The organism is Noviherbaspirillum phoenicis (assembly GCF_047237965.1).
GTDB lineage: Bacteria > Pseudomonadota > Gammaproteobacteria > Burkholderiales > Burkholderiaceae_D > Noviherbaspirillum_A.
This window is the reverse complement of sequence record NZ_JBDFLX010000001.1, coordinates 107,711-131,107: the sequence shown is the minus strand read 5'-3', so window position 1 is coordinate 131,107 and position 23,397 is coordinate 107,711. Positions and strand designations below refer to the sequence as shown.

At 64.4% G+C, this 23,397-nt stretch carries 21 protein-coding genes; 11 read left to right on the top strand and 10 right to left on the bottom strand.

Translation table 11 applies throughout. The features are described from left to right. The first annotated feature begins 8 nt into the window (after nt 1-8). The 7 genes from pilM to ABC383_RS00565 are packed head-to-tail and all read left to right on the top strand — an operon-like array spanning nt 9 to nt 6,556. Nucleotides 9-959, top strand: coding sequence for a type IV pilus biogenesis protein PilM (pilM, locus tag ABC383_RS00595; RefSeq protein WP_413011021.1), 951 nt, complete (start codon nt 9-11; stop codon nt 957-959). Beyond that, the gene (locus tag ABC383_RS00590) at nt 956-1,639 is read left to right on the top strand and encodes a PilN domain-containing protein (protein ID WP_413011019.1); all 684 of its coding nucleotides are present in this window, start codon (nt 956-958) and stop codon (nt 1,637-1,639) included. The genes pilM and ABC383_RS00590 overlap by 4 nt, the downstream gene beginning before the upstream one ends. Then, on the top strand, nt 1,636-2,361 hold the full coding sequence (locus ABC383_RS00585; RefSeq protein ID WP_413011017.1) for a hypothetical protein: 726 nt from the start codon (nt 1,636-1,638) through the stop codon (nt 2,359-2,361). Before ABC383_RS00590 ends, ABC383_RS00585 begins: the two co-directional genes overlap by 4 nt. Continuing rightward, a complete protein-coding gene (locus ABC383_RS00580) occupies nt 2,346-2,756 on the top strand; it encodes a hypothetical protein (RefSeq protein ID WP_413011015.1) in 411 nt (136 codons plus the stop codon). The genes ABC383_RS00585 and ABC383_RS00580 overlap by 16 nt, the downstream gene beginning before the upstream one ends. Beyond that, nucleotides 2,753-4,603 (top strand): pilus (MSHA type) biogenesis protein MshL, encoded by a 1,851-nt coding sequence (mshL, locus tag ABC383_RS00575; protein ID WP_413011013.1) that lies wholly within the window; start codon nt 2,753-2,755, stop codon nt 4,601-4,603. The genes ABC383_RS00580 and mshL overlap by 4 nt, the downstream gene beginning before the upstream one ends. Nucleotide 4,604: 1 nt before the next feature. After that, entirely contained in the window at nt 4,605-5,498 is an 894-nt protein-coding gene (locus ABC383_RS00570) for an ExeA family protein (RefSeq protein ID WP_413011011.1), read from the top strand. A gap of 14 nt (nt 5,499-5,512) precedes the next feature. Then, entirely contained in the window at nt 5,513-6,556 is a 1,044-nt protein-coding gene (locus tag ABC383_RS00565; protein WP_413011009.1) for a hypothetical protein, read from the top strand. A gap of 24 nt (nt 6,557-6,580) precedes the next feature. Here the strand turns inward: ABC383_RS00565 and ABC383_RS00560 are convergent, their stop codons facing one another. Further along, the gene (locus ABC383_RS00560; protein ID WP_413011007.1) at nt 6,581-7,129 is read right to left on the bottom strand and encodes a Dps family protein; all 549 of its coding nucleotides are present in this window, start codon (nt 7,127-7,129) and stop codon (nt 6,581-6,583) included. A 380-nt stretch (nt 7,130-7,509) separates the two neighbouring features. Between ABC383_RS00560 and ABC383_RS00555 the strand changes: the two genes are divergently transcribed. After that, nucleotides 7,510-7,764 (top strand): hypothetical protein, encoded by a 255-nt coding sequence (locus ABC383_RS00555; RefSeq protein WP_413011005.1) that lies wholly within the window; start codon nt 7,510-7,512, stop codon nt 7,762-7,764. Between the two features lie 153 nt (nt 7,765-7,917). After that, nucleotides 7,918-11,064 (top strand): EAL domain-containing protein, encoded by a 3,147-nt coding sequence (locus tag ABC383_RS00550; protein WP_413011003.1) that lies wholly within the window; start codon nt 7,918-7,920, stop codon nt 11,062-11,064. A 19-nt stretch (nt 11,065-11,083) separates the two neighbouring features. Here ABC383_RS00550 and ABC383_RS00545 read toward each other — a convergent pair whose 3' ends face one another. From ABC383_RS00545 to ABC383_RS00505, 9 genes are all read right to left on the bottom strand, one after another. Further along, nucleotides 11,084-11,884, bottom strand: a complete 801-nt coding sequence (locus ABC383_RS00545) for an FRG domain-containing protein (RefSeq protein WP_413011001.1) — start codon at nt 11,882-11,884, stop codon at nt 11,084-11,086. A gap of 166 nt (nt 11,885-12,050) precedes the next feature. Beyond that, complete coding sequence (locus ABC383_RS00540; protein WP_413010999.1) at nt 12,051-13,781, bottom strand: ankyrin repeat domain-containing protein; 1,731 nt, start codon at nt 13,779-13,781, stop codon at nt 12,051-12,053. Between the two features lie 382 nt (nt 13,782-14,163). After that, on the bottom strand, nt 14,164-15,171 hold the full coding sequence (locus ABC383_RS00535; protein WP_413010997.1) for a TRAP transporter substrate-binding protein: 1,008 nt from the start codon (nt 15,169-15,171) through the stop codon (nt 14,164-14,166). Nucleotides 15,172-15,248: 77 nt separating this feature from the next. Beyond that, the gene (locus ABC383_RS00530; protein ID WP_413010995.1) at nt 15,249-16,052 is read right to left on the bottom strand and encodes an HpcH/HpaI aldolase/citrate lyase family protein; all 804 of its coding nucleotides are present in this window, start codon (nt 16,050-16,052) and stop codon (nt 15,249-15,251) included. After that, a complete protein-coding gene (locus ABC383_RS00525; RefSeq protein WP_413010993.1) occupies nt 16,049-17,413 on the bottom strand; it encodes an MmgE/PrpD family protein in 1,365 nt (454 codons plus the stop codon). The genes ABC383_RS00530 and ABC383_RS00525 overlap by 4 nt, the downstream gene beginning before the upstream one ends. Before the next feature lie 911 nt (nt 17,414-18,324). After that, entirely contained in the window at nt 18,325-18,558 is a 234-nt protein-coding gene (locus ABC383_RS00520; RefSeq protein ID WP_413010991.1) for a hypothetical protein, read from the bottom strand. Between the two features lie 38 nt (nt 18,559-18,596). Beyond that, nucleotides 18,597-19,775, bottom strand: coding sequence for a CaiB/BaiF CoA transferase family protein (locus tag ABC383_RS00515; RefSeq protein ID WP_413010989.1), 1,179 nt, complete (start codon nt 19,773-19,775; stop codon nt 18,597-18,599). Between the two features lie 9 nt (nt 19,776-19,784). Next, a complete protein-coding gene (locus ABC383_RS00510; protein WP_413010987.1) occupies nt 19,785-20,945 on the bottom strand; it encodes an acyl-CoA dehydrogenase family protein in 1,161 nt (386 codons plus the stop codon). A 114-nt stretch (nt 20,946-21,059) separates the two neighbouring features. After that, nucleotides 21,060-21,911, bottom strand: a complete 852-nt coding sequence (locus ABC383_RS00505) for an HTD2 family dehydratase (RefSeq protein WP_413010985.1) — start codon at nt 21,909-21,911, stop codon at nt 21,060-21,062. 145 nt (nt 21,912-22,056) lie between these two features. Here ABC383_RS00505 and ABC383_RS00500 point away from each other — a divergent pair, with 145 nt between their 5' ends. Further along, nucleotides 22,057-22,959 (top strand): LysR family transcriptional regulator, encoded by a 903-nt coding sequence (locus tag ABC383_RS00500; RefSeq protein ID WP_413010983.1) that lies wholly within the window; start codon nt 22,057-22,059, stop codon nt 22,957-22,959. Nucleotides 22,960-22,961: 2 nt separating this feature from the next. Next, nucleotides 22,962-23,366 (top strand): alternative ribosome rescue aminoacyl-tRNA hydrolase ArfB, encoded by a 405-nt coding sequence (arfB, locus tag ABC383_RS00495; RefSeq protein WP_413010981.1) that lies wholly within the window; start codon nt 22,962-22,964, stop codon nt 23,364-23,366. Nucleotides 23,367-23,397 lie beyond the last annotated feature (31 nt).

The following is a 23,397-nucleotide window of genomic DNA, read 5'->3' as shown; positions in this document are numbered from 1 at the left end:
GAATACGCATGTTCCGATTACGAAAAACCAAAGAAACCGACGGCTGGCGCGCAGTCACCTTCCAGGCAGGCGAGATCCGTGCCGCCCATGTCTGCAGGCCGGCCGGCACGGCGCCGGTCGTTGCCATGGTTGCCTTCGAGGCGGACCAGGACAATGCCCCGGCCGAAGCGCTGGCCCGCCTGGCGAGGAACTGGCAAGGCCAGCGCCATGCCTTCACCACGGCGTTGCATGCAGCGGATTATCACTTCCTGCCAGTGGATGCACCCAACGTGCCGGCGACGGAGCTCAAGTCGGCCATCGCCTGGACGGTGGCCAGCATGATCGATATCAACAAGGAAGAGAACACCATCGACGTGCTGAGCATCCCGCATGGCAAGGACAGCGCGCAGCGCGTGCGCGGCATGTATGCGGTGGTGGCACGCACCGAACTGGCCAATGACTATCATCGTCGCTTCCAGGCGGCGCGCCTGACGCTCAAGGCCATCGACATTCCCGAAATGGCGCAACGCAACCTGGCCGCATTGCTGGAAACCGAAGGGCATGCAGTCGGCCTGATCAGCTTTGATGCAGGCGGAAGCCTGCTGACGATTACCAGCGGCGGCGAGCTGTGCCTGGCGCGCCGGCTGGACCTGACGGCCGCACAGATGGGCCACCCGGACCCGGCTGTGCGCGCTGGCCATCATGAACGGGTGGCCCTTGAGATCCAGCGCTCGCTCGATCATTTCAACCGCCAGTTCACCTGGACCACCGTTTCGCTGCTGGCAGTCGCCCCCTTCGGCGACAACGATGGCGGCCTGGTCGCCTTCCTGGCCGACAACCTTGAGACCAGGGTGGAGCCGTTCCTCCTGGACAAGGTGCTCGACATATCCCGGGCGCCCGAACTGAAGGATCCGTCAGCGCAGCACCGGTTTCTGCTGCCGCTGGGCCTGGCGCTGCGGCATGAGGAGAAGGCGCTGTGAGCCAGCAGATCAACCTGTTCAACCCGGTTTTCCTGCAACGGGAAAAGCAGTTTTCGGCGCTGGCAATGGCGCAGGGACTGGGAGCGATTCTGGTGGCGGTAATCGCATTCACAAGCTATTCCGCCTATCAGGCGGCAAACACCGGCCGGGAGGCGCAGGCAGCCGCGGCCAGATTGAAGGCAGCCCAGGAAAGGCTAGTCGCCATGGTGGAAAAAACACGCCCCCGCCCGGCCGACAAGGCCGTGGAAGAAGCGATTGGGCTGGCCACCGCAAGACTGGCTGCAAGCCAGCAGATCCTGGGCTTCGTGCAGAAGGGCCAGCTCGGCAACGAGGCATCCTATGCTGCCGTCATGCGCGCGTTGGCCAGGCGGACCATGCCAGGAGTCTGGCTGACCGGCGTGAGCCTCGCCGATGGCGGGCATGACCTGGAAATCATGGGACGCGCGCTGGCGCCTGACCTGCTGCCTGCCTACATCCGTGCACTGGGACAGGAAAGCGCGCTGGCCGGCAAGTCGCTGGGCAGCATGACGCTGCGTGCGCCCTCGCTGCCTTCTTCCTCCGTCCCCGCCGTCAACGCACAAGCCGGCGAGGTGACTGGCTATGTCAGCTTTTCGCTTGGGTCGGCCGACGCAGTCGCCAATGCCAGCCAGAACATGAACGGAAACGGGAACGAACGATGAAGATATTGAGTGCGCAAGCCAGCAGGCAGCTCAGGCAGCGCTGGGCCAGCATGTCCGCGTGGATCGACGCGCGCAGCCTGGGCGAGCGCCTTGCGCTGTTCTGCTCCGGCGCCGCCTTGCTGGTCATCGTGTCGAACCAGCTATTCCTGAATGCAGCCTCCGCCAGGGCGGCCGCGCAGGGCAAGCAGATGGCCAGCGACATCGCCGCCGCCAGGAAGCTGCAGGTCGAGATCGACAAGCTTGCTGCGGAGCCAGTGGTCGATCCGGATGTCGAGAACAAGGAACGACTGACAAGCCTGCAGCGCCAGGAAGCAGCGGCGCAGGAAGCGATTGCGGCGCTGAGCCATGACCTGGTGCCGCCAGACCAGATGGCTGCCATGCTGGAATCGATGCTGGCACGGCAGGAGAACCTCCGTCTCGTGTCGCTTGCCAAGCTGCCGATACAAAGCCTTGACACCAGCGCGGGACAGGCGAAGCCGACGCCCTCTTCCCCATCGGCCGGCGTGCCGCCGCAGGCCAGCGCCATGGTCTACAAGCATGGCGTGGAAATTGTCCTGCAGGGCCAATACCTGGACCTGATGAACTACCTGGCCCAACTGGAAAAGCTTCCGGTGCGCGTGGTCTGGGGCAAGCTCGCCCTGCGCGTCAACGCCTATCCCACAGCCACCCTTTCACTTACGCTCTACACCCTGAGCCTGGAGAAGCAATGGCTCAGCATCTGATCCGTTTTACCGGTATGCGTCATGGTTGCCTTGCCCTGCTGCTGGCATGTTTCCCGGCTGCCGCGGCGCTGGCCCAGTCGCTGCCCGACCCCACCCGGCCGCCGCAGGCCCGCGACCTCGCCATGTCGGCCTCTGGCGCGGCATCCAGGCTCGGCGTGCTGCAGTCCGTGATGATCGCGGACGGCGTGCGTGAAGCCATCATCAGCGGCCACGTGGTGCATGTGGGCGACCGCCACGAAGATGCCCAGGTGCTGAAGATCACCGAAGGGGAAGTCGTGCTGCGCACTGCAGAAGGCCTGCAAGCATTGAAGCTGTATCCCGGAATGGAAACCCGCTACATGGACGGCAGGCTGCCCGCCGCGTCCGTCTCTCCCAAGCAAAGCAAAAGCAAATGATCAAGACAACCCTCATCGCCGCAACCGCCCTCGGCCTCCTCGGCTGCTCCACGCCGCCGACGCAACGCCAGACCTACGACATGATCAGGCAGGAAATCGAGAAGGCAACCGCCGCCGCCGCGGCCCGCCCGGCAGCGCCGGTGCCGCCCGCCGTATCGGAGGCGCTGCTGCCGCCGCTCAAGCCTGCCGCGCCGGCGCCGCAGAAGGCCGAGGAACGTTTCAGCGTGGCATTCAATGAAGTCAATGCCCGCCAGTTCTTCGCCGCAGTCGGCGCCCACAGCCGCTTCAACGTGCTGGTCCACCCGGACGTGACCGGCACCATTTCCGCGAACCTGAAGAACGTCACGCTGTTCGAAGCGCTGGATGCGATCCGCGAAATCTATGGCTACGACTACACGGTCGAAGGCAACCGGGTGGTGATCAAGCCACTGACCCTGCAGACACGGGTGTTCCAGGTCAATTACCTCAATGCGATCCGCATGGGCTCGTCCGATACCCGGGTGGCGGCCAGCGCGGGCGGCGCCGCGCAGCCCAACACCGGCGTCACCGGCACCGGCCTCCTGCCGGCCAGCAGCGTCAACCCGAGCGCCGCGCCCGGCATGACCAACACCACCACGCCAGGCCTGGTCAACAACCAGATCGCGCCCAGCAGCCGCGTCAGCTCCACCGCTAACAACGACTTCTGGACCGAACTGCGCGACTCGATCAAGGCCATCGCCAACATCGACGAACGCGACAAGAACGTCGGCAAGGACGGCCGCAGCGTGGTGGTGAGCCGCCAGTCCGGCGTGATCGTGGTGCGCGCGATGCCGGAAGAACTGCGCGCCGTGGCGCAATACCTGAAAGCCTCGCAGCTGGCGATCGAACGCCAGGTGATCCTGGAAGCGAAGATCCTGGAAGTGCAGCTCAATGACAGCTTCCAGCAGGGCATCAACTGGGCTTCGTTCGCGTCGGTGCTCGGCAATCCGCTCGGCCTGGGCTTTGCCGCCCCCGGCACCACGCTGATGAACCGCAACTATGTGCCTGCGCCCACTTCCACCGGGCAGGCAGTGGCAAACGGCCTCTACACCGCTGCCGACACCATCAATCCGCTGACGGGGTTGCGCGGCACCACCAGCTACAACACCGCGCCGGGCAGCATCGTGCAGGCGGCCGGCAATGCCGCCGGCTCCATCTTCGGGGTGGCGATCCAGAGCTCCAATTTTGCGGCGCTGCTGACCTTCCTCGAAACCCAGGGCAACGTGCACGTGCTGTCCAGCCCGCGCATCGCCACCCTGAACAACCAGAAGGCGATCCTGAAGGTGGGCACCGACGACTTCTTCGTCACCAAGGTGTCCTCCACCGTGAACGTCAGCAATGGCAACACCTCCACCACCCCGGACGTGACGCTGCAGCAATTCTTCTCCGGCGTGGTGCTCGACGTGACGCCGCAGATCGACGACCAGGAGAACATCATCCTGCACGTGCATCCATCAGTGACCGAAGTCACCACGCTGAACCGGCAGGTCAATCTCGGCCAGCTGGGCAATCTGACCCTGCCGCTGGCCTCCAGCAATACCTCGGAAACCGACAGCGTGGTGCGCGGCCAGAATGGCCAGATCATCGCGATCGGCGGCCTGATGCGGCAGGCCAGCACCGGCGACCAGTCGCAGGTGCCGGGCGCGGGCAATGCGCCCGTCGTCGGCGGCCTGTTCCGCAACAACAGCCGGGTGAACCAGAAGCGCGAGCTGGTCATTCTGATCAAGCCCACCATCGTCGACAGCGGCGCCGCATGGGGCGGTTCGCTGGCTGACAGCCAGAGCCGCATCCAGCAGATGGAGCCGCCGGTACCCGCCGCGCGCAACTGACATGTACACCGGCCACTTCGGATTGCGTGAGCCGCCCTTTGGCATCACGCCGGATACCAGCTTCTTCTTTGGCTGCAGGAGCTATCAGGAGGCGCTCAACACGCTCCTGATCGCGGCGCAGAACGGCGAAGGTTTCATCAAGATCACGGGCGAGGTCGGCACCGGCAAGACGCTGCTGTGCCGCAAGTTCATGGCAACGCTGGATGAGCGCTTCTACACGGCCTACCTGCCCAATCCGGCGCTGGAGCCGCGTGCGCTGATCATGGCGCTGGCAGAGGAACTGGAGATCGCGCTGGAACCGGGCATCGAGCAACATCAGCTGATCAGGCAGATCAACCTGCGGCTGCTGGACCTGGCGCGGGAAGACCGGCAAGTTCTGCTGTGCATCGATGAAGCCCAGGCAATGCCGGTGGAGAGCCTGGAGGCGCTGCGCCTCCTGACCAACCTCGAAACCGAGAAGCGCAAGCTGCTGCAGATCGTGATGTTTGGCCAGCCGGAACTGGACCGCAAGCTCGAGATCAACGAGATCCGCCAGTTGAAGCAGCGCATCACCTTTCAGTACCGCCTGAGCCCGCTGGACCGCGACGAGCTTCAGTTCTATCTGTCGCACCGCCTGAGCGTGGCCGGCTATGCCGGCGGCCGCCTGTTCGGCCCGGGCGCGGTGCGGGCGCTGCACCGGGCATTGAGCGGCTATCCGCGCCTGGTCAATATCCTGGGCCACAAGGCCCTGATGCTGGCCTATGGCGAAGGCAGGCAGCAGGTTGGCACGCGCCACGTGCAGGCGGCCGCCGGCGACACCGGCAGCGCGGGAAAACCACGCCGGACCTGGCTTTACGCCACGGCGTCCCTTATTTTTGCCGCGCTGTGCGGCGCAGGATGGATGTATCTGCAATGAGCCTGATAAATAGCATGTTGAGGGATCTGGAAGCGCGGCGCAGCGATGGCGCGGCCGCCGCGCCGTTCCAGGGGCAGGTGCGCGCGGTGCCGGTCAAGTCTGCGGCGGCCGCAAAGTTCAGGGTGGCCGCGGCGGCCGGCGGCGTGGTGCTGCTGGCCGTGGCGACGGTTGCGGGCCAGCGGTTATGGCAGGCGCCGACGGCGACACCCGCGGCAGCACCTGCTGCAACATCCACGGCAGCGCCGCCGGGCGGGGTCGCGGCATCGGCAGCAGCGCAGCAGGAGACAGTGGCGGCCATTCCCCCGGCGGCCACCAATGCGCCGGCTGCCAGAACCCAAGCGGTCAGCGACGCCACGGTCAATGCCATGCCGGCGGTGGCAAATAATCCAGCTGCCATGCAGGCGCCGGCAAGGACGGCCGCGCCGGCCCCGTTATCCACAGCGCCGACCTCGACCGCTGCGACTGCACCAGCCAAGCCGGCCAGGCAGCCCACGCCGGCCACATCGACCGCAGCGGCACTCCAGTCGGCCAGCGCAAGCAACCAGCCCGTCGCCGCGCTGGCAAGGCACCAGCCCATGCCCGCCAATCCGGCATCGCCCGCACAACCCCGCAATGAAGAAAGGCCGATGCAGCCTGCGGTCGCTTCGCCATCACCCGCGGCAGAACCCCTGAAGATCGTGCGCGAGTCCATGCCGCCACCGGACATGGCGATGCAACTGGCGCGCCAGCAGTTGCAGGACAATGCGCTGCGTGAGGCCATCGACACCCTCCAGCGCGCGCTGCCGCAGGCCGGCGGCCGCGCCGACTACCATGCCTTCCTCGCCGCACTGCTGCAACGCGACGACCAGCACCGGGCCGCCGCGGAGCACTACGCCGCCGCGCTGCGCAGCACGCCCGACAATGGGGTGTGGTGGATGGGCCTGGGCATTTCCTACCAGGCCCTGCAGATGGCGACGCAGGCGCAGCAGGCCTACCACAGCGCGCAGTCCAGCCGCACGCTCAGCCCGGAACTGGCGGCCTTTGTCGAAGCCCGCCTGGGCCAGCTGCAGCGGCCCTGAAGCCTGGGAAGCGCCAAAAGGCTCCTAATGCCCGGTACGGTCCGGGTTGCGGTCCGCTTCGAACAGGAACCAGGTGCGCTCCTCGGTCTCGTCTATCCAGTTCTCGATCAGGCTGGCGGTGGCAATGTCGCGGTTGTCATCGCAGACTTCATGGGCTTCGCGCAGGCTGGATACCAGCGCGCGGTTGTTGTCGCATAGCTCGGAGAGCATTTTCGATGGCTCGACAAAGTCCTCGTCATTATCCGGAATGCGCTGCAGCCGCGACACATGGCCGATCGAGCGCAGTGTCTTGCCGCCCAGCTTGCGGATGCGTTCGGCCAGCGGGTCGGTCATGGCGAACAGTTCGGTTGCCTGGTCATCCAGCATCAGGTGATAGTCGCGGAAATGCGGGCCGCTCATGTGCCAGTGGAAGTTCTTGGTCTTCATGTAGAGCGCGAACACGTCGGCCAGCACGGCATTGAGCGCTTCGGCCACTTCGGTGGTGGCCTGCGGCCTGAGGTCGGTCGGGGTCTTGAGCGCCGGCGCGGCGTTGCCATCGTCACCTTGCTGCTTGTCTGCTTTTTTTGCGTCCATGGTGAATTCCTGAAAAAGGAGTGAAAGGAAGACTCCCCGCCTTGCCATGGCGGGAGCGGAGGTATCCGTTTCTCGGATTCCGGTTTGGCCGCCATGTTCCGGAAACGCCCGGTTAAACGCAGCAGTATTGCGAATAATCAGGGCCGGCGGCCCAGGCCGCGCCAGGAGCCTGCGCCACAAAAGAATCACCGGCCGCAGCGCGCCAGAGAACGATACGGTCCGGTTCCCATCGCCCCTTCCGCCGCGCGGCCTGCCTGGCCATGCGGGCATGCAGCACGCTTAACCTTTGACGATTGACAAGGCCGGCGATGTATGCTTGCGCTGGCCTTCTTCTTGCATTGCACCTGGCAGACAGTCGTACACACCAGCACAGGACCCCCATGAAAAAAGCGTACAAGGAACCCGGCCTCACCACCGAAGGCGTGGTGTTCTCCGTTGAAGTCGATTCGGTCGAACGTGAATTCCTGATCCTCAAGAGCGCCCTCACCTACCTCTGCAAGCTGCAGGGCTTCACGATGGACTTCATGAATACCTACCGCGCCTGCGAAGCCCGCATACACAGCGTGGCGCGGCGCCTGGCCGCCGGCGCTCCGAGGGGCGGACCACTGGTGCTCAATACCGCCTGCTTCGTTTGAGTGCACGGCACTGCGGCGCGGCTGCACCGTTCTGAACCGACCCGCGCCCATGCCGGCCCCATGCTGCATGCGGGCCAGCGACTCATTGCATGAAGGAAATACATGGCACGCGCATTGCTTGAATGAATGGTCTCCTCCAAGCAGGGCCAGTGCATGCAGAACTACCTATCGCGCCTGATCGGCGGGCTGAGCGTCGGCCGCAAGCTGGCGCTGATCTATTTCCTCGACCTGACGGCGGTGATTTTCGTCTCGGGCATCCTGATCAGCGAAAAGTACATCGCCATCGATTTCACCGACAAGGAAATCGCCGGCGCCCATTACATCGCCGCGGTGAGCCGCAGCCTGGTGCCTTTGGCGCAGGGTCGGCCAGCCGCATCGTCCGCCGCCACGCTGGCGACGATGTCCAGCCTGGATGACGCCCAATCCCGCTATGGCGCATCGCTGGGCGCCGAGGGCCTGGGCCGGGCCTACAGCGAAGCGCTCGCCGCCGGCGCCAGCGACCATGCATTCGACGCCGGCCGCGCCCTGCTCACCCGCATCGGCAACCAGTCCAACCTGATACTCGACCCCGACCTCGACAGCTATTACACGATGTCGCTGGTGATGCTGCGCTTTCCCGAACTGCTGGGCCTGCTGCGCGAAGCCGGGCAACTGGCCCAGGGTCTTGCGGCGCGGCCGGATGCGGAAGGCCGCACCCGGCTGCTCCTGCTGGAAGGCAGGCTGGACGCCACGATGCACGGCATCGCCAGCGACTACGAGGAGGCATTCGCCGCCAGCAGGCCGGCGCTGCGGGAGCGGCTCTCGGCCAGCCGCGCCGCGCTGCTCGACGCCGTGGCCGTATTCCGCGCCGCCAGCCACGACCTGGACCGCCGGAGCGGCACCATCCTGGAGCAGCATCGCATTGCGGCGGTGCAGGCGCTGGCCAACGCATGGCATGCCGCCCAGGAAGACCTGCAGCGCCTGCTGGCCCTGCGCAACGCCGAGGCCTACTCCCGGATGTGGACCCACCTGGGCACGGCGGCGCTGCTGCTGATCGTGATCCTGAATGTGGTGTTCTTCGTGGCCAGCCAGATCGTGCGGCCGATCTCGCGGCTGGCGCAGGTGGCGGCCAGGGTCAGCGACTCGGGCGACTACACGCTGCGCGCCGAATGGCGCAGCGGCGACGAGATCGGCCGGCTGGTGAGCGGCTTCAACGCCATGCTGGAACAGCTGGACCATCAGCGCATGAGCCAGCAGGAACTGGTGGCGCGCCACCGCGCAGCCGACGCCCAGCGCGAACTGGTGGAAGCCATCCCCATCCCGATGATGGTCACGTCGATTCCGACCCATGAGGTGCTGCATGCCAACCAGGCAGCGCAGTCCTGGCTGGATGGCTGCCGCAGCGATCCGTGGAAGGCCGGCATGCCGGGCCCGACCCGGGCCCGCTTCTTCCAGGCGCTGACCGACATGGAAGCGGTGGACCAGTTCGAAGTCTGCTGGCGCGGCGGCCAGTCGCCTTCCTGGGCGCTGGTGTCGGCCCGCTGCATCGTTTATCAGGGCCAGCGCGCCGTGCTGACGACCTTCACGCCGATCAACCAGATGAAGCTGATGGAGCAGCGGCTGGAACTGTGGGCCAAGGTGTTCGAGGCATCGTCGGAAGGCATCGTCATCGTCGACCCGCAGGGCCGCATCCTTGACGTGAACCGCGCCTTCTGCCGCAGCGCCAACCTCGATCTTGCCGATTTCCTCCGCACCAATCCGCGCGCACTGCTGGACGAGCGCAATCCGCCGCATTTCTTCGCCGACATCACCGCCGCCGCGCAGAATCTTGGCAGCTGGCAGGGCGAGGCCTGGGTCAGGCGCAAGGGACGCGACCCCTACCCGGCATGGCTGGCGCTCAACGCGGTGCGCGACGCCCACGGCGAGGTCAGCCATTACATCGCGATCTCGCTCGACATCAGCGAGCGCAAGAAGAATGAAGAGCGTATCGCCTACATGGCGCAGCATGACGCACTGACCGGCTTGCCCAACCGCAGCCTGTGCCAGGAGCGGTTGCAGCTGTCGCTGGCGCAGGCGCGCCGCACCGGGCAGAAGGTGGCGCTGCTGTTCATCGACCTGGACCGCTTCAAGAACATCAACGACTCGCTCGGCCACCATGTCGGCGACGGCCTGCTGCGCTCCATCGCCAGCCGCCTGACCGCGGCAGTGCGCGAGGGCGACACGGTGTGCCGGCTGGGCGGCGACGAATTCGTGGTGATCCTGAACGGCATCGGCGATGTCGCCGAGATCGGCCGCATCGTCGACCAGCGCCTGATCGCGCTGGTGCGCCAGCCGCATCAGGTCAATGGCGCGGAACTGCATATCTCGTGCAGCGTCGGCGTGGCGGTGTTTCCGGACGACGGCCATGACATCGACCAGTTGATGCGGCATGCCGACGTGGCGATGTACCAGGCCAAGAACAGCGGGCGCGACAACCTGCAGTTCTTCACGGAAGAGCTGAACCACAAGGTCGTGCGCCGCCTGCAGCTGGAAAACGACCTGCGCCACGCGGTCGAACGCGGCGAGCTGCTGCTGCACTACCAGCCCAGGATCCATGCGCAAAGCGGCGCGCTGGCGGGCGTGGAAAGCCTGGTGCGCTGGATGCATCCGTCCCGCGGCATGATATCGCCGGCCGACTTCATCCCGATCGCGGAAGAAACCGGGCTGATCGTCGGCATCGGCGCCTGGATCATCGGCGAGGCATGCCGCCAGCATCGGGCCTGGCAACGGCAGGGCCTGGGCGCGGTGCCGATCTCCATCAACCTGTCAGCGCTGCAGCTGCGCGAGCCCGGCCTGTGCGCGACGCTGGCCGAAGCGATGCGGCGCCACGCGGTGGACCCCGCGCAGATCGAACTGGAGCTGACCGAATCCCTGCTGATGGACAACGTGTCGGCCACAATCGCCGTGCTGCGCGACATCAAGGCATTGGGCTGCGCCATTTCCATCGACGACTTCGGCTCGGGCTATTCCAGCCTGAATTACCTCTACCGCTTCCCGATCGACAGGCTGAAGATAGACCGTTCCTTCATCCAGAGCATGCACAGCGCGCCGAAGAACCTGGCGGTGATCAATGCCATCATCGGGCTGGGGCATACGCTGGGGCTGAAGGTGGTGGCCGAAGGCGTGGAACACCTGCCGGAGGCCGAGCAGCTGTGCGCGGCCGGCTGCGATGAACTGCAGGGCTTCCATTACAGCCGGCCGCTCCCTGCGGAGCAGGCCCAGCAATGGATCAGCGCGCGTGGCAGCGCGCTGGAAGCGAGCCGCGTGCTGCGGCTGGCATGAGCGCCAGACCGCTGCCACTTCAGCTCAGGCCGCCCTGCTCCGGATCGACTCCGGCGCCGCTCCATACCATTTCCAGTTCGAACGCCAGCGAGCGCGCCAGGCCGTCGAGGTCGGGAAACAGCGAGGCATGGGTGATGTTCATGCGATACAGCGTATGCATGGCCTCGTCGCGGATTGACGGCGGCAGCAGCAGCTTTTGCATCAGCGACGCGTCGGTGGCGTAGCCGTCCAGGATCTGGTCGATCGGACGGTCCAAGAGGCCCGGCACCGCGAACATGCCCGACTGCGCCACCAGCCGCCGGTCCATCTGCATCGGCTCGCCGACCCAGACCACCTCGTGGATGTTCTGCATGAAGTAATACTCGAACTTGCCGGGCAGCCGCGGGTCGATCGTTTCGCGGGTCAGCTCCGGCCGCTCGCGCGGCACCGCGTGCCAGAGCGCCGGCGTGTTGAGCGCATACACGGCCGAAGTGCCGCTGGCGCGCTCCAGCGCGAAGAAGGCGGCCACGAACGGCGACTTGGTAAAGTCCAGCAGCCTCGTCGGCGCGCCGTGATGCTGCATCAGCGCCACCGTGCGCAGTTCTTCCTGCAGCGCAGCCTCGTTGCTGAGGTAGTTATGCGCCTTGCGCCGGAAGATGCGCAGGGCGCGCTTCTCGCGCTCGGTCCAGGAAGCGGCGTCCGGCACGAATTCGTTGAAATAGCGAGACAGCGACGAGGAAAGCTGCGCCCGCGCATGCCGCTCGCCGCGAAATGCCCAGCCGTCGAGCGCGGCCGTGCGGTCGATGAATTCCTGCCAGGTGTGGATGGGGATTTCTTCCATGGTGGAGTGGGATGCGATGCGGTTGAGGCTTATGGTCGCACCGCATGCCGGGCAATGGCAGCGAATTGATCAAATGATGTCAGCATGGCTGTGCGCAATTGCGCACTGGCGCAGCAGCATGGGAGGCGGGTACCACGCCACCCGGTGCTGCCGAAGCCGGCGATGATTACCAGATGGAGTCAGAGAATCCGGTTGGCTGCCGGGCAGGCACTGCTTCTGCTTGTTTGACGTTCTTGCAGTAGCTTTGAAGCAATATAACCTGGCGTTCTAGCAGTTGCTTGTAAAGCGCCTGATTGGTGTTTTCCCCCTTTGCGTGAGAACGCTTTTTACTCAATGCGCGCACCTTATTCTCCAAGCAAACCGTGAAGATTTCTTTCCTACGCTCACCCGTCGCTGACAGCCAATCCGGGTTTCCGCGTCCCAAGTTAACGGCTTCCACCACGCAGGCTATGAGCAAGTCGCACAGACCAGCGTTTCGGAGACGGCGCTCAATCTCCCAGGGGGTAGTCCACAGATCGGTGAATTCGGTGCTGGTCAGACTGCCCAGCACGCCGTATATGTCATCAGACTTGGATGCTTCCAGCGCCAGGCCAACCTCCCTGAACTTATCGCTGTTGGCGTGAAGCTGGTCGGCCACATTGTTCGTTTGAGGCAGTGAGACCATAAGGCTCTCTTGCCGATCAACAGTTTGAGGCGGTTCGAATGCCGCCAGATAGCTTGCCGTGAACAAGCCAGCCTGTGCTGTGCTCATGGGTTTTCCGCCGTTCAACTCTTTTGCCAGATCCTCGGACCTCGATAGGATGGATGCGACATCTGGCAGGAGAATTTTGAAGGATGCCACGATGTCTTCATACACAGGCTTGTCCATTATGCCCTGCTGATGTGGAGCCGTTTCCTCTGCAATCTTGCGCCCGCCGCTTGAGCCCTGTGTGATCGCCGCTATGCCATCTGAATCGCGCTTGCGATCCGGGGCATGGCGTTCCATGAGCATGGCCACGATCTCAGTGTTCTGCTGCCCCGCTGCGTTTGCCCCTGCCTTTGACAGTGCGGTATCGCCGTGTCTATCCCGAGCCGCCAAGTCAGCTCCTCTTTCAATAAGAAGCCGGACGGTTTCCGTATTTCCCGATGCCACTGCGGCGTGCAATAGCGGCACATTTCCCATAGCCTGGTTGACCAGCCGTTTGGCGGCGCCAGCGGCAAAGAGTTCAGCCACCCAGCGATGCAACGCATTGAAGAACCAGTCAATGCCGGAAAGGCGATTATCAAGAGGAGGAATGCCGAGCCTTGCATCCAGCTCCTTGAGAAGCTCGGCAGGATTGCCGGCAGCAGCAGCGTCATAGATGGGAAGCTCACCCTGTTGCCTGGTTCTTATAAAGTCGTTTTTGTACTCGAACAGCGCCGTGATGAGTGGATGTTTTCCCTGTTTACGGGCTTCCGCAACCAGTTGCTCGAATTGTTGCACTGGAAAGTCGGCATCTGGAAGCAAGGCGTTAAGCAGTTCGGACATTTTCGATTGGTCGTTGTGCTTGAAGCGTGCCTTCTCAACCAATTCGAGTTGCATTGCTATTGGAATAGCGGCCGCTTTTCCAGGAACACTTTTCTGGATCAAAACGGCAACCATGCTTGAACGCCTTTTGTCAACTGCTTGTAGCAGCAGTTTGCCCAATTCCTCAGCGGTGATTGCTGACCAATCCCCAGGTTGTTGTTGAATCAGGGCCTGAAGGTGCTCGGTCTGGTTATTAACGATGCATAGGTCCAGCTGATATGGAAAATCATTCTTTTCGCCTGACTTGCCATAGCCTGGAAAAGGATCATCGGAAAAACTGGTTTCGTTTGTGAATATGGACGAATTTCCGAGGGGTGTAAGAGCACTGCCTTTGTGGGTTAGCCGGTTCATGCTATTCAGTAGAAGTTGGAAAAGTAGCCCAGTTGCTCGCTCATCGTTAGGCAAACGTGATAAACCGCACTGAGCAAAAGGTTCCAGAAGACTGACGCAATGACGTCTCGACACCTGTCAACCAGTAATCCGGCGTGGTTGGATAAACATAGGGTGCAATACCCGAAGGGCATTGCGCCGCCGCTGGCGCAACGACGGCCCGACGCAAGGTCTTGAATCACGATCCGTTGCGATGCGAATGGGGATTGCACCTTGCGCTAGCCGAATCAATTGCAGGCGGGTGCGATGCCAAGAGACGCTCAACATCACCTTGATCGACGGCCTGGTGCAATACCCCGAAGGGGCATTGCACCCTACGAACCTGCTACTGCGCCACGCTCCCTTACTTGACCCCCAACGCCGCCGTCTCCTTGTCCACCGCGACCAGCACTTCCTTCCCGACCCGGCCTTCGACTTCCTTCCTGACCGGCAGCAAGGCCTTGCGCCATTCCGCCTTCTCGGCATCGTTGAGCGTGTATACCTCGGTCTTGCCCGCCTTCCTGATCGCTTCCAGCGCATCGCGGTTCTCCTGCTCGGCGATGGCGTTGGTGTACTTGGTGGCGTCCTTCATCGCGCTCTCCAGCTGGGTGCGCACGTCCACCGGCAGGCCGTCCCAGAACTTCTTGTTGACGATGACGGCATAGCCGATATAGCCGTGGTTCGAAATCGTCAGGTGCTTCTGCACTTCATGCATCTTCTGGGTATAGATATTGGACGGCGTATTCTCGGTGCCGTCCACCACGCCGGTCTGCAGCGCCTGGTAGGCTTCCGAGAACGCCATCACCTGCGGGTTCGCGCCCAGTGCGCGGAACTGGGCGTCCAGCACCTTGGACGACTGGATGCGCATCTTCATGCCCTTGAAGTCGGCCGGCTTGCGCAGCGGCTTGTTGGCGGTCATCACCTTGAAGCCGTTGTCCCAATAGGCCAGGCCGGTGATGCCCTTGGGTTCGAGCTTCTTGAACAGATCCTTGCCGACCGGGCCTTCGGTGACGCGGTACAGCACCTCCCTGGTCGGGAAGATGTAGGGAATGTCGAAGGCTTCGAATTCCTTCACGCCCAGCGGGCCGAACTTGGCCAGCGACGGCGCCAGCATCTGCACCGCGCCCAGCTGCAGCGCCTCCATCTCTTCCTTGTCCTTGTACAGCGTGCTGTTGGGATAGACCTCGACCTTGACGCGGCCGTTGGTGGCCTTTTCGGCCAGCTCCTTGAAACGCTCCGCGCCCTTGCCCTTGGGCGTGTCGTTCGCCACCACGTGGCTGAACTTGATCACGATCGGCGCCTGCTGCGCATGGGCGCCGGCGGAAAACAGCATGGCCGCGGCCATGGCGAAAGCGAGGGGTTTGAATGTCATGATGGTCTCCTTTTCGTTTTGGGGCCGCCGTCGACGACAGCGGCGTGAACCGGGCGCTGCTGCGCCCCGGCATGGACTCATGCCGCTGTGTTGCGGCTTGCTTCATCCCTGATCGCCCGTGCCTTCAACAGGACCGGACGATCGATCATCTTTCCGTCCAATGCCACCGCGGTGCCATTGGTCGTTTCCACGGCCTGCAATACCCGTTCGGCCCACGCCACTTCCTCGGCCGTGGGCGCAAAGGCTGCATGCACATGCGCCAGCTGCTTCGGATGGATGCAGAGCTTGCCGCCGAAACCGTTGCGCCGCGCGCGGCGGGCGTCCTCCAAGATCCGGGCGGCGTCATCCAGCGCGGTGGTGACGCCGTCCACCGGCGGCAGGATGCCTGCCACCCGCGACGCCAGCACCAGGTGGGAGCGGAAATACTGCAGCTCTTCCACGCCTTCATGCAGACCCAGGTCCAGGCTGAAATCGATGCTGCCGAACAGCAGCCGCTCCACGCCCGGCTGCTGCGCCAGCGCCAGCGCCTGGTGCAGGCCCAGAGCGGTCTCGATCAGCGGCAGCACCGCAGGCGCGCCCCTTTCCCGCAGCAGCGCAATGTCGGCGCCCTGCTCGGCCTTGGGCAGCACCATGCCGGCCACGCCGGGCAGGCCGGCCAGCGCGACGTCATCGGCAAACCAGGCCGTGTCGGCGCTGTTGATGCGCACCAGCACCGGATGCTGCGGATTCAGCCAGGCGCGCACCGCATCGCGCGCGGCAGGCTTGTCGGCGGGCGCCACCGCATCTTCCAGGTCGATGATGACGGCGTCAGCGCCCGCCGCCAGCGCCTTGGCAAAACGCTCGGGCCGGTTGCCCGGCACGAACAGATAGGAACGGTTCATGGCAGCAGTCTGCCCACCCGCTCGGCGCGGGCGATGTTCCACAGCCGCTCGAAGGCGGCGCGCATCTCGGCTTCGCTGGCGGATTGGCTGAACTCGGCCAGGCGCAGCGCCTTCTGCTCCAGTTCCTCGCGCGACAGCGTGTTGCCGGGGTCGCCCTTGGGTTCGTCGACACGGCCTTCGTAGCGCTGGCCATCCACCGTTTCCACAGTGACCTTGCCGATCCAGCGCGCCGGATACGCCTGGTCGACTTCCTGGTCCAGCACCATCTTCACCTTGTCGCGGAAGGCGCGAATACCGATGTCGTTGAACGACTGGTCGAACTCCTTCATGCCGGCGCTGTGGAACTGGCCGATCAGGCCGAGCACCGTGCCCATCGAGAACTTGGCCTGATGCACGGTCTGCGGATCGACCACAGGCCCGAGCACGTCGATTGCGCCCTGATGCACATGCGCAGTGACACGGCCGATCTGTTCGGGGCGCAGGTGGTGCTCGCTGATCACCTGGAGCAGCGCATCGGCGGCCGGATGGGTATGGCGGCAGGATGCATGAAACTTGAACGAGGTCTCGGCCAGGGTCCAGCGCTGGCCGAGACGATCGGTCAGGCGGGCCGGGTCGGCATCGGTCGACATGCCGGCCGCCATGCCCTGCGCGCCTTCCAGGATGCGCTGCGCGCCGGTGAAACCTTCCTGCGCCAGGTAAGCCGACATCAGGCCATCGGCGGCCGCCTTGGCGGTATGCAGCTGCTTGGAGTCGGCGGCGTCGCGCAGGAATTCCCACAGCCCGGCGGCCTGGGTGCCGGCCGAACCGAAGGCATGCAGCATCTGCTCCGGCGACAGCTTCAGCAGCCGGCCTACCGCCGCCGCGGCGGCGATGGTGCCGGCGGTGCCGGTGGTATGGAAGATGCGGTAATGCGAGCGGCCCAGAAATTCGCCGACGCGGATGCCTACCTCGTAGCCTGCCACCGAAGCCGTCAGCAGTTCCCGGCCGGAGGCGCCTATGGCCTGGGCCACTGCCAGCGCAGCCGGGAACACCACGGCGGCCGGATGGAAGACCGAGCCGTTGTGCACGTCGTCCTGCTCGGCGAAATGCGAGGACGCGGCATTGACCATGGCGGCGAACAGGGGCGTGCTGCTGGTACGCGAGATCAGGATTTCACAGGGACCATCGGCCGGGCCCATCTGGCGGGCAAAGCTGGCAATGGTCTGCACGGGGCGGCCGATCTTGCCGGCCAGTGCCGAACCGAACCAGTCCAGCAGCAGGTCTTCGGCGCGCCGCATCACGGATTCGGGGATGCTGTCGAACTGCAGCTGGGCGGCGAAGGTGGCCAGGGTCTTGCTTGGGTGGGTACTTGTCTCTTCCATATCGGGTCTCCTTTTATTCATCGCGCGCCGGCTGGCCGGCGCAGTTTTCATGCGGTGTAACAACTGGCAGGAGCATCATGCCAGCGACGGCTGTTCAAATGCAGTGCGCGGTGCGGGCAAGGCATCAACGCGTTGATTGCGTGAGCTTTCGGTTTTGCAGACATGGCGTAGTGCGCGTCGAGGTCGATCCCATCGGAAGCCACGGTTGCAGTTGCCGTTGCTTCTACCATTGCCGTTGCCGTTGCCGTTGCTTCTGCCGTTGCCGTTGCTTCTGCCGTTGCCGTTGCTTCTGCCGTTGCCGTTGCTTCTGCCGTTGCCGTTGCTTCTGCCGTTGCCGTTGCTTCTGCCGTTGCCGTGAAGTCCCGTTGAGCGCGCCGTGTCAGCGGTGCCCGGAGCGGGAAAAGGTGCGGCGTCTGTCTGAGCCAAGCGCAGCTTGGCGAGTTTAGCCGCGCCCCGCTCCGGGTACCGCTGGCACGGGCACCCCGCGTTAGCGGGGCGCGATCACCGGGTCGCCTTTTTTTGGTTACTTTTTTTGGCGAAGCAAAAAAAGTGACCCGGCCGCCGGGACGGATTCCCGGCTTGTCTCCACGGCAGTGCACCCGTCTTGCGTTACCCGGCAAGGCACGGGCAGCACTGTCGCTGTTGCCTTTAGCAGTGATCGCAGCGTACTGCTGAAGGCAACTGCAACTGCTGCTTCGCAGTGACGCCTTACCCCTGGTGAAACAACGCCATTGCACTGTCGTCATGACCAGGCCGGGTGTTCGCCCCGGCAGGCGACCTACTTTTTTTGCTTCGCCAAAAAAAGTAGGCAAAAAAAGGCGACCCGGTGATCGCGCCCTCGCTGCGCGAGGGTCCCCGTGCCGTCGATGCATGGAGCGGGGCGCGGCTAAACTCGCCAAGCTGCGCTTGGCTCAGACAGACGCCGCACCTTTTCCCGCTCCACGCACCGACGTCACGGCGCGCTCAACGGGACCAACTGCAACGGCAACTTCAAAAGCAAGGTCAAAGACAACCGCAACCGCAACCGCAACCGCAACGACAACCGCAACTGCAACCGCAACCGCAACCGCAACCGCAACGACAACCGCAACCGCAACTGCAACTGCAACTGCAACTGCAACTGCAACTGCAACTGCAACTGCCATTACATCTACCACTCTCCTACTGAGTCACGCCAAAAAACCTACACTGCCCTTTCCGCACGCAGCCTGCCAATCCGCTCCGCCTCAAACCCAAGTTCAGCCAAAATCGCATCCGTATGCTGTCCCAAGGCCGGCACCGGGTCCATCCGCGGCGCATAGCCGTTGGGCATGCCGGGCGGCAGCAGCGCCGGCACCGGGCCGGCCGGGGTAGCCACTTCGGTCCAGCGATGGCGCGCCTTCAGCTGCGCATGCTCCCACAGGTCGTGCATGGTGTTCATGTGGGCATTGGCGATCTGCGCCTCTTCCAGCCGTTCGATCACCTGCTCGGCGGTCAGGCCGGCAAACACGCCGACGATCAGCGCATACAGTTCCTTGCGGGACGCGCTGCGCAAGGCATTGGTCCTGAAGCGCGCATCGGTGGCGAGCTCGGGCTGCTGCAGCACCTTGCTGCAGAACACCGTCCATTCGCGCTCGTTCTGCAGGCCCAGCATTACCACCTTGCCATCGCCGGCCGGGAACGGGCCATACGGGTAGATGGTGGCATGCGAGGCGGCGGCGCGCGGTGGCGGCTCGGCGCCGTCCATTGCGTAGTACAGCGGATAGCTCATCCATTCGGCCATGCTCTCCAGCATCGACACGTCGATGTTGCAGCCCTGCCCGGTCTTGCCGCGCTGGATCAGCGCCGCAAGGATATTGGTATAGGCATACATGCCGGCGGCGATGTCAGCCACCGAGCAGCCCGCCTTCGCCGGCTCATCCGGCGAGCCGGTGATGGACAGGAAACCCGATTCGCTCTGGATCAGCAGGTCATAGGCCTTCTTGTCCCGATACGGGCCATCGGCGCCATAGCCGGAAATGTCGCAGACGATCAGGCCCGGATATTGCGCCTTCAGCGCTTCATATGACAGGCCCAGCCGTGCGGCGGCGCCGGGCGCCAGGTTCTGCACCAGCACATCGGCTTTCTCCAGCAACTGGTGCAGGATGGGCACAGCTTCCTCGTGCTTCACATCCAGCGTGAGGCTTTCCTTGGAGCGATTGGTCCATACGAAATGCGAGGCCAGCCCGCGCACCCGCTCGTCGTAGGCGCGCGCGAAGTCGCCCACGCCGGGGCGCTCGATCTTGATCACGCGGGCGCCAAGGTCGGCCAGCTGGCGGGTGCAGAACGGCGCGGCGATCGCGTGTTCCAGGGTAACGACGGTGATGCCATCAAGGGGTCGCATGGCGTTTCCTCAGAACGAACGTGGCAGTCCGAGCATGTGCTCGGCCACGTAGGACAGGATCAGGTTGGTCGAGATCGGCGCAACCTGGTAGAGCCGGGTTTCGCGGAACTTGCGCTCGACATCGTATTCGGCGGCGAAGCCGAAGCCGCCGTGGAACTGCAGGCAGGCATTGGCCGCTTCCCAGGAAGCATCGGCCGCCAGCATCTTGGCCATGTTGGCTTCGGCGCCGCAGGGCTGGTGCGCATCGAACAGCTCGCAGGCCTTGTAGCGCATCAGGTTGGCCGCCTCGATGTTGACGAAGGCCTTGGCGATCGGGAACTGCACGCCCTGGTTCTGGCCGATCGGCCGGCCAAACACTTCGCGTTCGGAAACATATCTGGTGACCTTGTCGATGAACCAGTAGCCGTCGCCGATGCATTCGGCGGCAATCAGGGTGCGCTCGGCATTGAGACCGTCGAGAATGTACTTGAAGCCCTTGCCTTCCTCGCCGATCAGGTTTCCCGCCGGAATCTCCAGGTTCTCGAAGAACAGCTCGTTGGTCTCGTGGTTGACCATGTTCGGAATCGGCCGCACGCTCAGACCCTTGCCCACCGCTTCGCGCAGGTCGACCACGAAGATCGACATGCCTTCGGACTTCTTCTTCACCTCGGCCAGCGGCGTGGTGCGCGCCAGCAGGATCATCAGGTCGGAATGCTGCACCCGCGAGATCCATACCTTCTGGCCATTGACCACGTATTTGTCGCCCTTCCTGACCGCGGTGGTCTTGAGCTTGGTGGTGTCGGTGCCGGTGGAAGGCTCGGTCACGGCCATCGACTGCAGCCGCAGTTCGCCGCTGGCGATCTTGGGCAGGTAGAACTGTTTTTGCTGCTCCGAGCCATGGCGCAGCAGCGTGCCCATGTTGTACATCTGGCCGTGGCAGGCGCCGGAATTGCCGCCGGAGCGGTTGATCTCTTCCATGATCACCGAAGCCTCGGTCAGGCCCAGTCCGGAGCCGCCGTATTCCTGCGGTATCAGCGCGGCCAGCCAGCCGGCCTTGGTCAGCGCATTGACGAAGGCTTCCGGATAGCCGCGCTCCTCGTCGATCTTGCGGAAGTACTCGGCAGGAAATTCCGCGCACAGCGCGCGCACCGCGTCTCGGATGTCCTGGTAGGGGTCGTTATGTTTGTGCATGATGGATTCCTGTTGTCGTTATCGACGCCAACGCGCGGTGCCGATGCGCGGTGGGGCTGCGGCGGGAGCGGCGCATTGCGCTGCGCGCAATGCGCCCTGCGATGCTTGCCGGGCTTATGCGCTGATGACTGCTTCGGCCTGCATCGCCAGTTCGCCGCGCTGGTTCTTTGCCCACAGCTTCACGCGGCCGTCCGCGCCGGGCTGGCCGCATACCGTGAAGGGCTCGATGTCAAACAGCGGGCCCACTGCCCTGAAGCTGAATTCCTTCACCACCGCTTCGGGCATATTGCGGCGCAGCAGGTCCAGCAGCAGCGTGGCAATCAGCGGGCCATGCACGATCAGGCCCGGATAGCCCTCGACGCCGGTCACATAACTGCGGTCATAGTGGATACGGTGGCCGTTGAAGGTCAGCGCGGAATAGCGAAACAGCAGCACCGGGTCGGGCACGATCTCGCGCGTCCAGGCAGCCTCCTGCGGCGCGGGCTTGCCGGCCGGCGCAGCGGCGCCGGGCTGCGGCAGGTCGCGGTAGACGATGTCATGCTCTTCGGTGACGGCAATGCGACCGTCCTGCGCGATCTCGTGGCGCACCGTGACGAAGGCCAGCTGCCCGCTGGCGCCGGCCTTGGCCTCGACATTGAGGATGCGCGAGGTACGGGTCGCCTCACGGCCGATGGCCAGCGGCGCGGTGAAGGTCAGGCGGCCGCCGGCCCACATGCGGCGCGGCAGCGGCACCGGCGGCAGGAAGCCGCCGCGTTGCGGATGGCCGTCGGCGCCCACTTCGGAGGCCGGCGCCACGGTCCAGAAATAGATCCAGTGCCACAGCGGCGGCAGTTCGGCGGCCGGAGCGGCCTGGTCCAGCGTGGCGGCCAGCGCCGACGCCATGGCCGGCTGGATCAGGTCTTCCTTCACCTCGGTTCTGCCCACCCATTGCTGCAGCAGGGGCAGGTCGAAAGCATGGTCTGTCATTGCGTTCCCTGTCATATCGGAATGGCGGCCAGTGTGCTGTCTGATGCCGTCTTGCGCAATCTGCAATTTTCTAAGGGGGGCTATCATTTTCGTGAAGCATTGCCGCGCGCCGTAAAATATCGGCCTGCCCCACCTGGAAGCCATCATGCTGTTCGACCTGACCGACCTGCGTTTGTTCATCCACATTGCCCAACAGAAGAGCCTGACCCGCGCGGCCGAACGCAGCCACATGTCGCTGGCCGCTGCCAGCAACCGCATCAAGGAGCTGGAATCGCGCTTCGGCATGCGCCTGCTCTACCGCGAGAACAAGGGCGTGCAGCTGTCGCCAGCCGGCGAGACGCTGCTGGCCCATGCGCAACAGTTCATGCAGCAGGTGGAACGGTTGAAGAGCGACATGCAGCAGTACAACAATGGCATCAAGGGCCATATCCGCATCTTCGCCAACACCACCGCCGTTACCGAGTTCATGCCCGAAGTGCTGGGCGCCTTTCTGGCCCGCCATCCGCAGGTCAATGTGGCGCTGGAGGAAAGGCTGAACCAGGACATCGTGCGCGGCATACAGGAAGGCACGGCCGACATCGGCATCGCCGCCGGGCCGGTGCAGGGCCAGGGGTTGGAGATCATCAATTTCTCCACCGACAGGCTGGTGCTGGCGACCGCGCCGGACCATCCGCTGGCCGATGCCGGCAGCGTGGCCTTTGCCGACACCCTGGCCTATCCCCACATCGGCCTGCATGAAGGCAGCACGCTGTGGCATTTCCTGAACCGCATCGTGTCGGAGGCAGGCCAGCGGCTGGAATTGCGCATCCAGGTGCGCGGCTTCGAGGCGATGTGCCGCATGGTCGAGGCCCGGGTCGGCATCGGCATCCTGCCGCAGTCGGCGGCGCTGCGGCACAGCCGCACCATGCGGCTGTCGCTGTTGGAGCTGACCGAGCCGTGGGCGCTGCGCGAGCGCAGCGTGGTGGTGCAGACGCTGGAGGGCCTGCCGCACTATGCGCGTGAGTTGGTGGATGTGATCCGCGGCATCGTCCCGGACAGCAAGGAGTGAGCATGCTGCATGCACCGCCGATACCGGAAAGCGAAGTCGAGATCACCGCAGTGCGGGCGCAGGGCGCCGGCGGGCAGAACGTCAACAAGGTGTCCAGCGCCATTCACCTGCGCTTCGACATCCGCGCCTCGTCGCTGCCCGAAGCCATCAAGGAAAGGCTGCTGGCATCAAGCGACCAGCGCATCACGCGCGACGGCGTGCTGGTGCTCAAGGCGCAGGCCCATCGCAGCCAGGAACAGAACCGCGAGGATGCGCTGCGGCGGCTGCAGGACATTGTCGAGGCGATGGCAGTGCCGCAACGGGTGCGGCGGCCAACGCGCCCGACCCGCAGCTCGCAAAGGAAACGGCTGGAAACCAAGTCCAGCCGCGGCCAGATCAAGGCGCTGCGCGGCAAGGTGACGGATTAAGGCGATGCAGCCCGGGCCATAGCGCCGCACG

Bases quoted from the DNA above. Each gene is read 5' to 3' on its own strand.
- pilM (WP_413011021.1), top strand. From the start codon at position 9: ATGTTCCGATTACGAAAAACCAAAGAAACCGACGGCTGGCGCGCAGTC.
- ABC383_RS00585 (WP_413011017.1), top strand. From the start codon at position 1,636: ATGAAGATATTGAGTGCGCAAGCCAGCAGGCAGCTCAGGCAGCGCTGG.
- ABC383_RS00580 (WP_413011015.1), top strand. From the start codon at position 2,346: ATGGCTCAGCATCTGATCCGTTTTACCGGTATGCGTCATGGTTGCCTT.
- mshL (WP_413011013.1), top strand. From the start codon at position 2,753: ATGATCAAGACAACCCTCATCGCCGCAACCGCCCTCGGCCTCCTCGGC.
- ABC383_RS00570 (WP_413011011.1), top strand. From the start codon at position 4,605: ATGTACACCGGCCACTTCGGATTGCGTGAGCCGCCCTTTGGCATCACG.
- ABC383_RS00565 (WP_413011009.1), top strand. From the start codon at position 5,513: ATGTTGAGGGATCTGGAAGCGCGGCGCAGCGATGGCGCGGCCGCCGCG.
- ABC383_RS00560 (WP_413011007.1), bottom strand. From the start codon at position 7,129: ATGGACGCAAAAAAAGCAGACAAGCAGCAAGGTGACGATGGCAACGCC.
- ABC383_RS00555 (WP_413011005.1), top strand. From the start codon at position 7,510: ATGAAAAAAGCGTACAAGGAACCCGGCCTCACCACCGAAGGCGTGGTG.
- ABC383_RS00550 (WP_413011003.1), top strand. From the start codon at position 7,918: ATGCAGAACTACCTATCGCGCCTGATCGGCGGGCTGAGCGTCGGCCGC.
- ABC383_RS00545 (WP_413011001.1), bottom strand. From the start codon at position 11,884: ATGGAAGAAATCCCCATCCACACCTGGCAGGAATTCATCGACCGCACG.
- ABC383_RS00540 (WP_413010999.1), bottom strand. From the start codon at position 13,781: ATGAACCGGCTAACCCACAAAGGCAGTGCTCTTACACCCCTCGGAAAT.
- ABC383_RS00535 (WP_413010997.1), bottom strand. From the start codon at position 15,171: ATGACATTCAAACCCCTCGCTTTCGCCATGGCCGCGGCCATGCTGTTT.
- ABC383_RS00530 (WP_413010995.1), bottom strand. From the start codon at position 16,052: ATGAACCGTTCCTATCTGTTCGTGCCGGGCAACCGGCCCGAGCGTTTT.
- ABC383_RS00525 (WP_413010993.1), bottom strand. From the start codon at position 17,413: ATGGAAGAGACAAGTACCCACCCAAGCAAGACCCTGGCCACCTTCGCC.
- ABC383_RS00520 (WP_413010991.1), bottom strand. From the start codon at position 18,558: ATGGCAGTTGCAGTTGCAGTTGCAGTTGCAGTTGCAGTTGCAGTTGCA.
- ABC383_RS00515 (WP_413010989.1), bottom strand. From the start codon at position 19,775: ATGCGACCCCTTGATGGCATCACCGTCGTTACCCTGGAACACGCGATC.
- ABC383_RS00510 (WP_413010987.1), bottom strand. From the start codon at position 20,945: ATGCACAAACATAACGACCCCTACCAGGACATCCGAGACGCGGTGCGC.
- ABC383_RS00505 (WP_413010985.1), bottom strand. From the start codon at position 21,911: ATGACAGACCATGCTTTCGACCTGCCCCTGCTGCAGCAATGGGTGGGC.
- ABC383_RS00500 (WP_413010983.1), top strand. From the start codon at position 22,057: ATGCTGTTCGACCTGACCGACCTGCGTTTGTTCATCCACATTGCCCAA.
- arfB (WP_413010981.1), top strand. From the start codon at position 22,962: ATGCTGCATGCACCGCCGATACCGGAAAGCGAAGTCGAGATCACCGCA.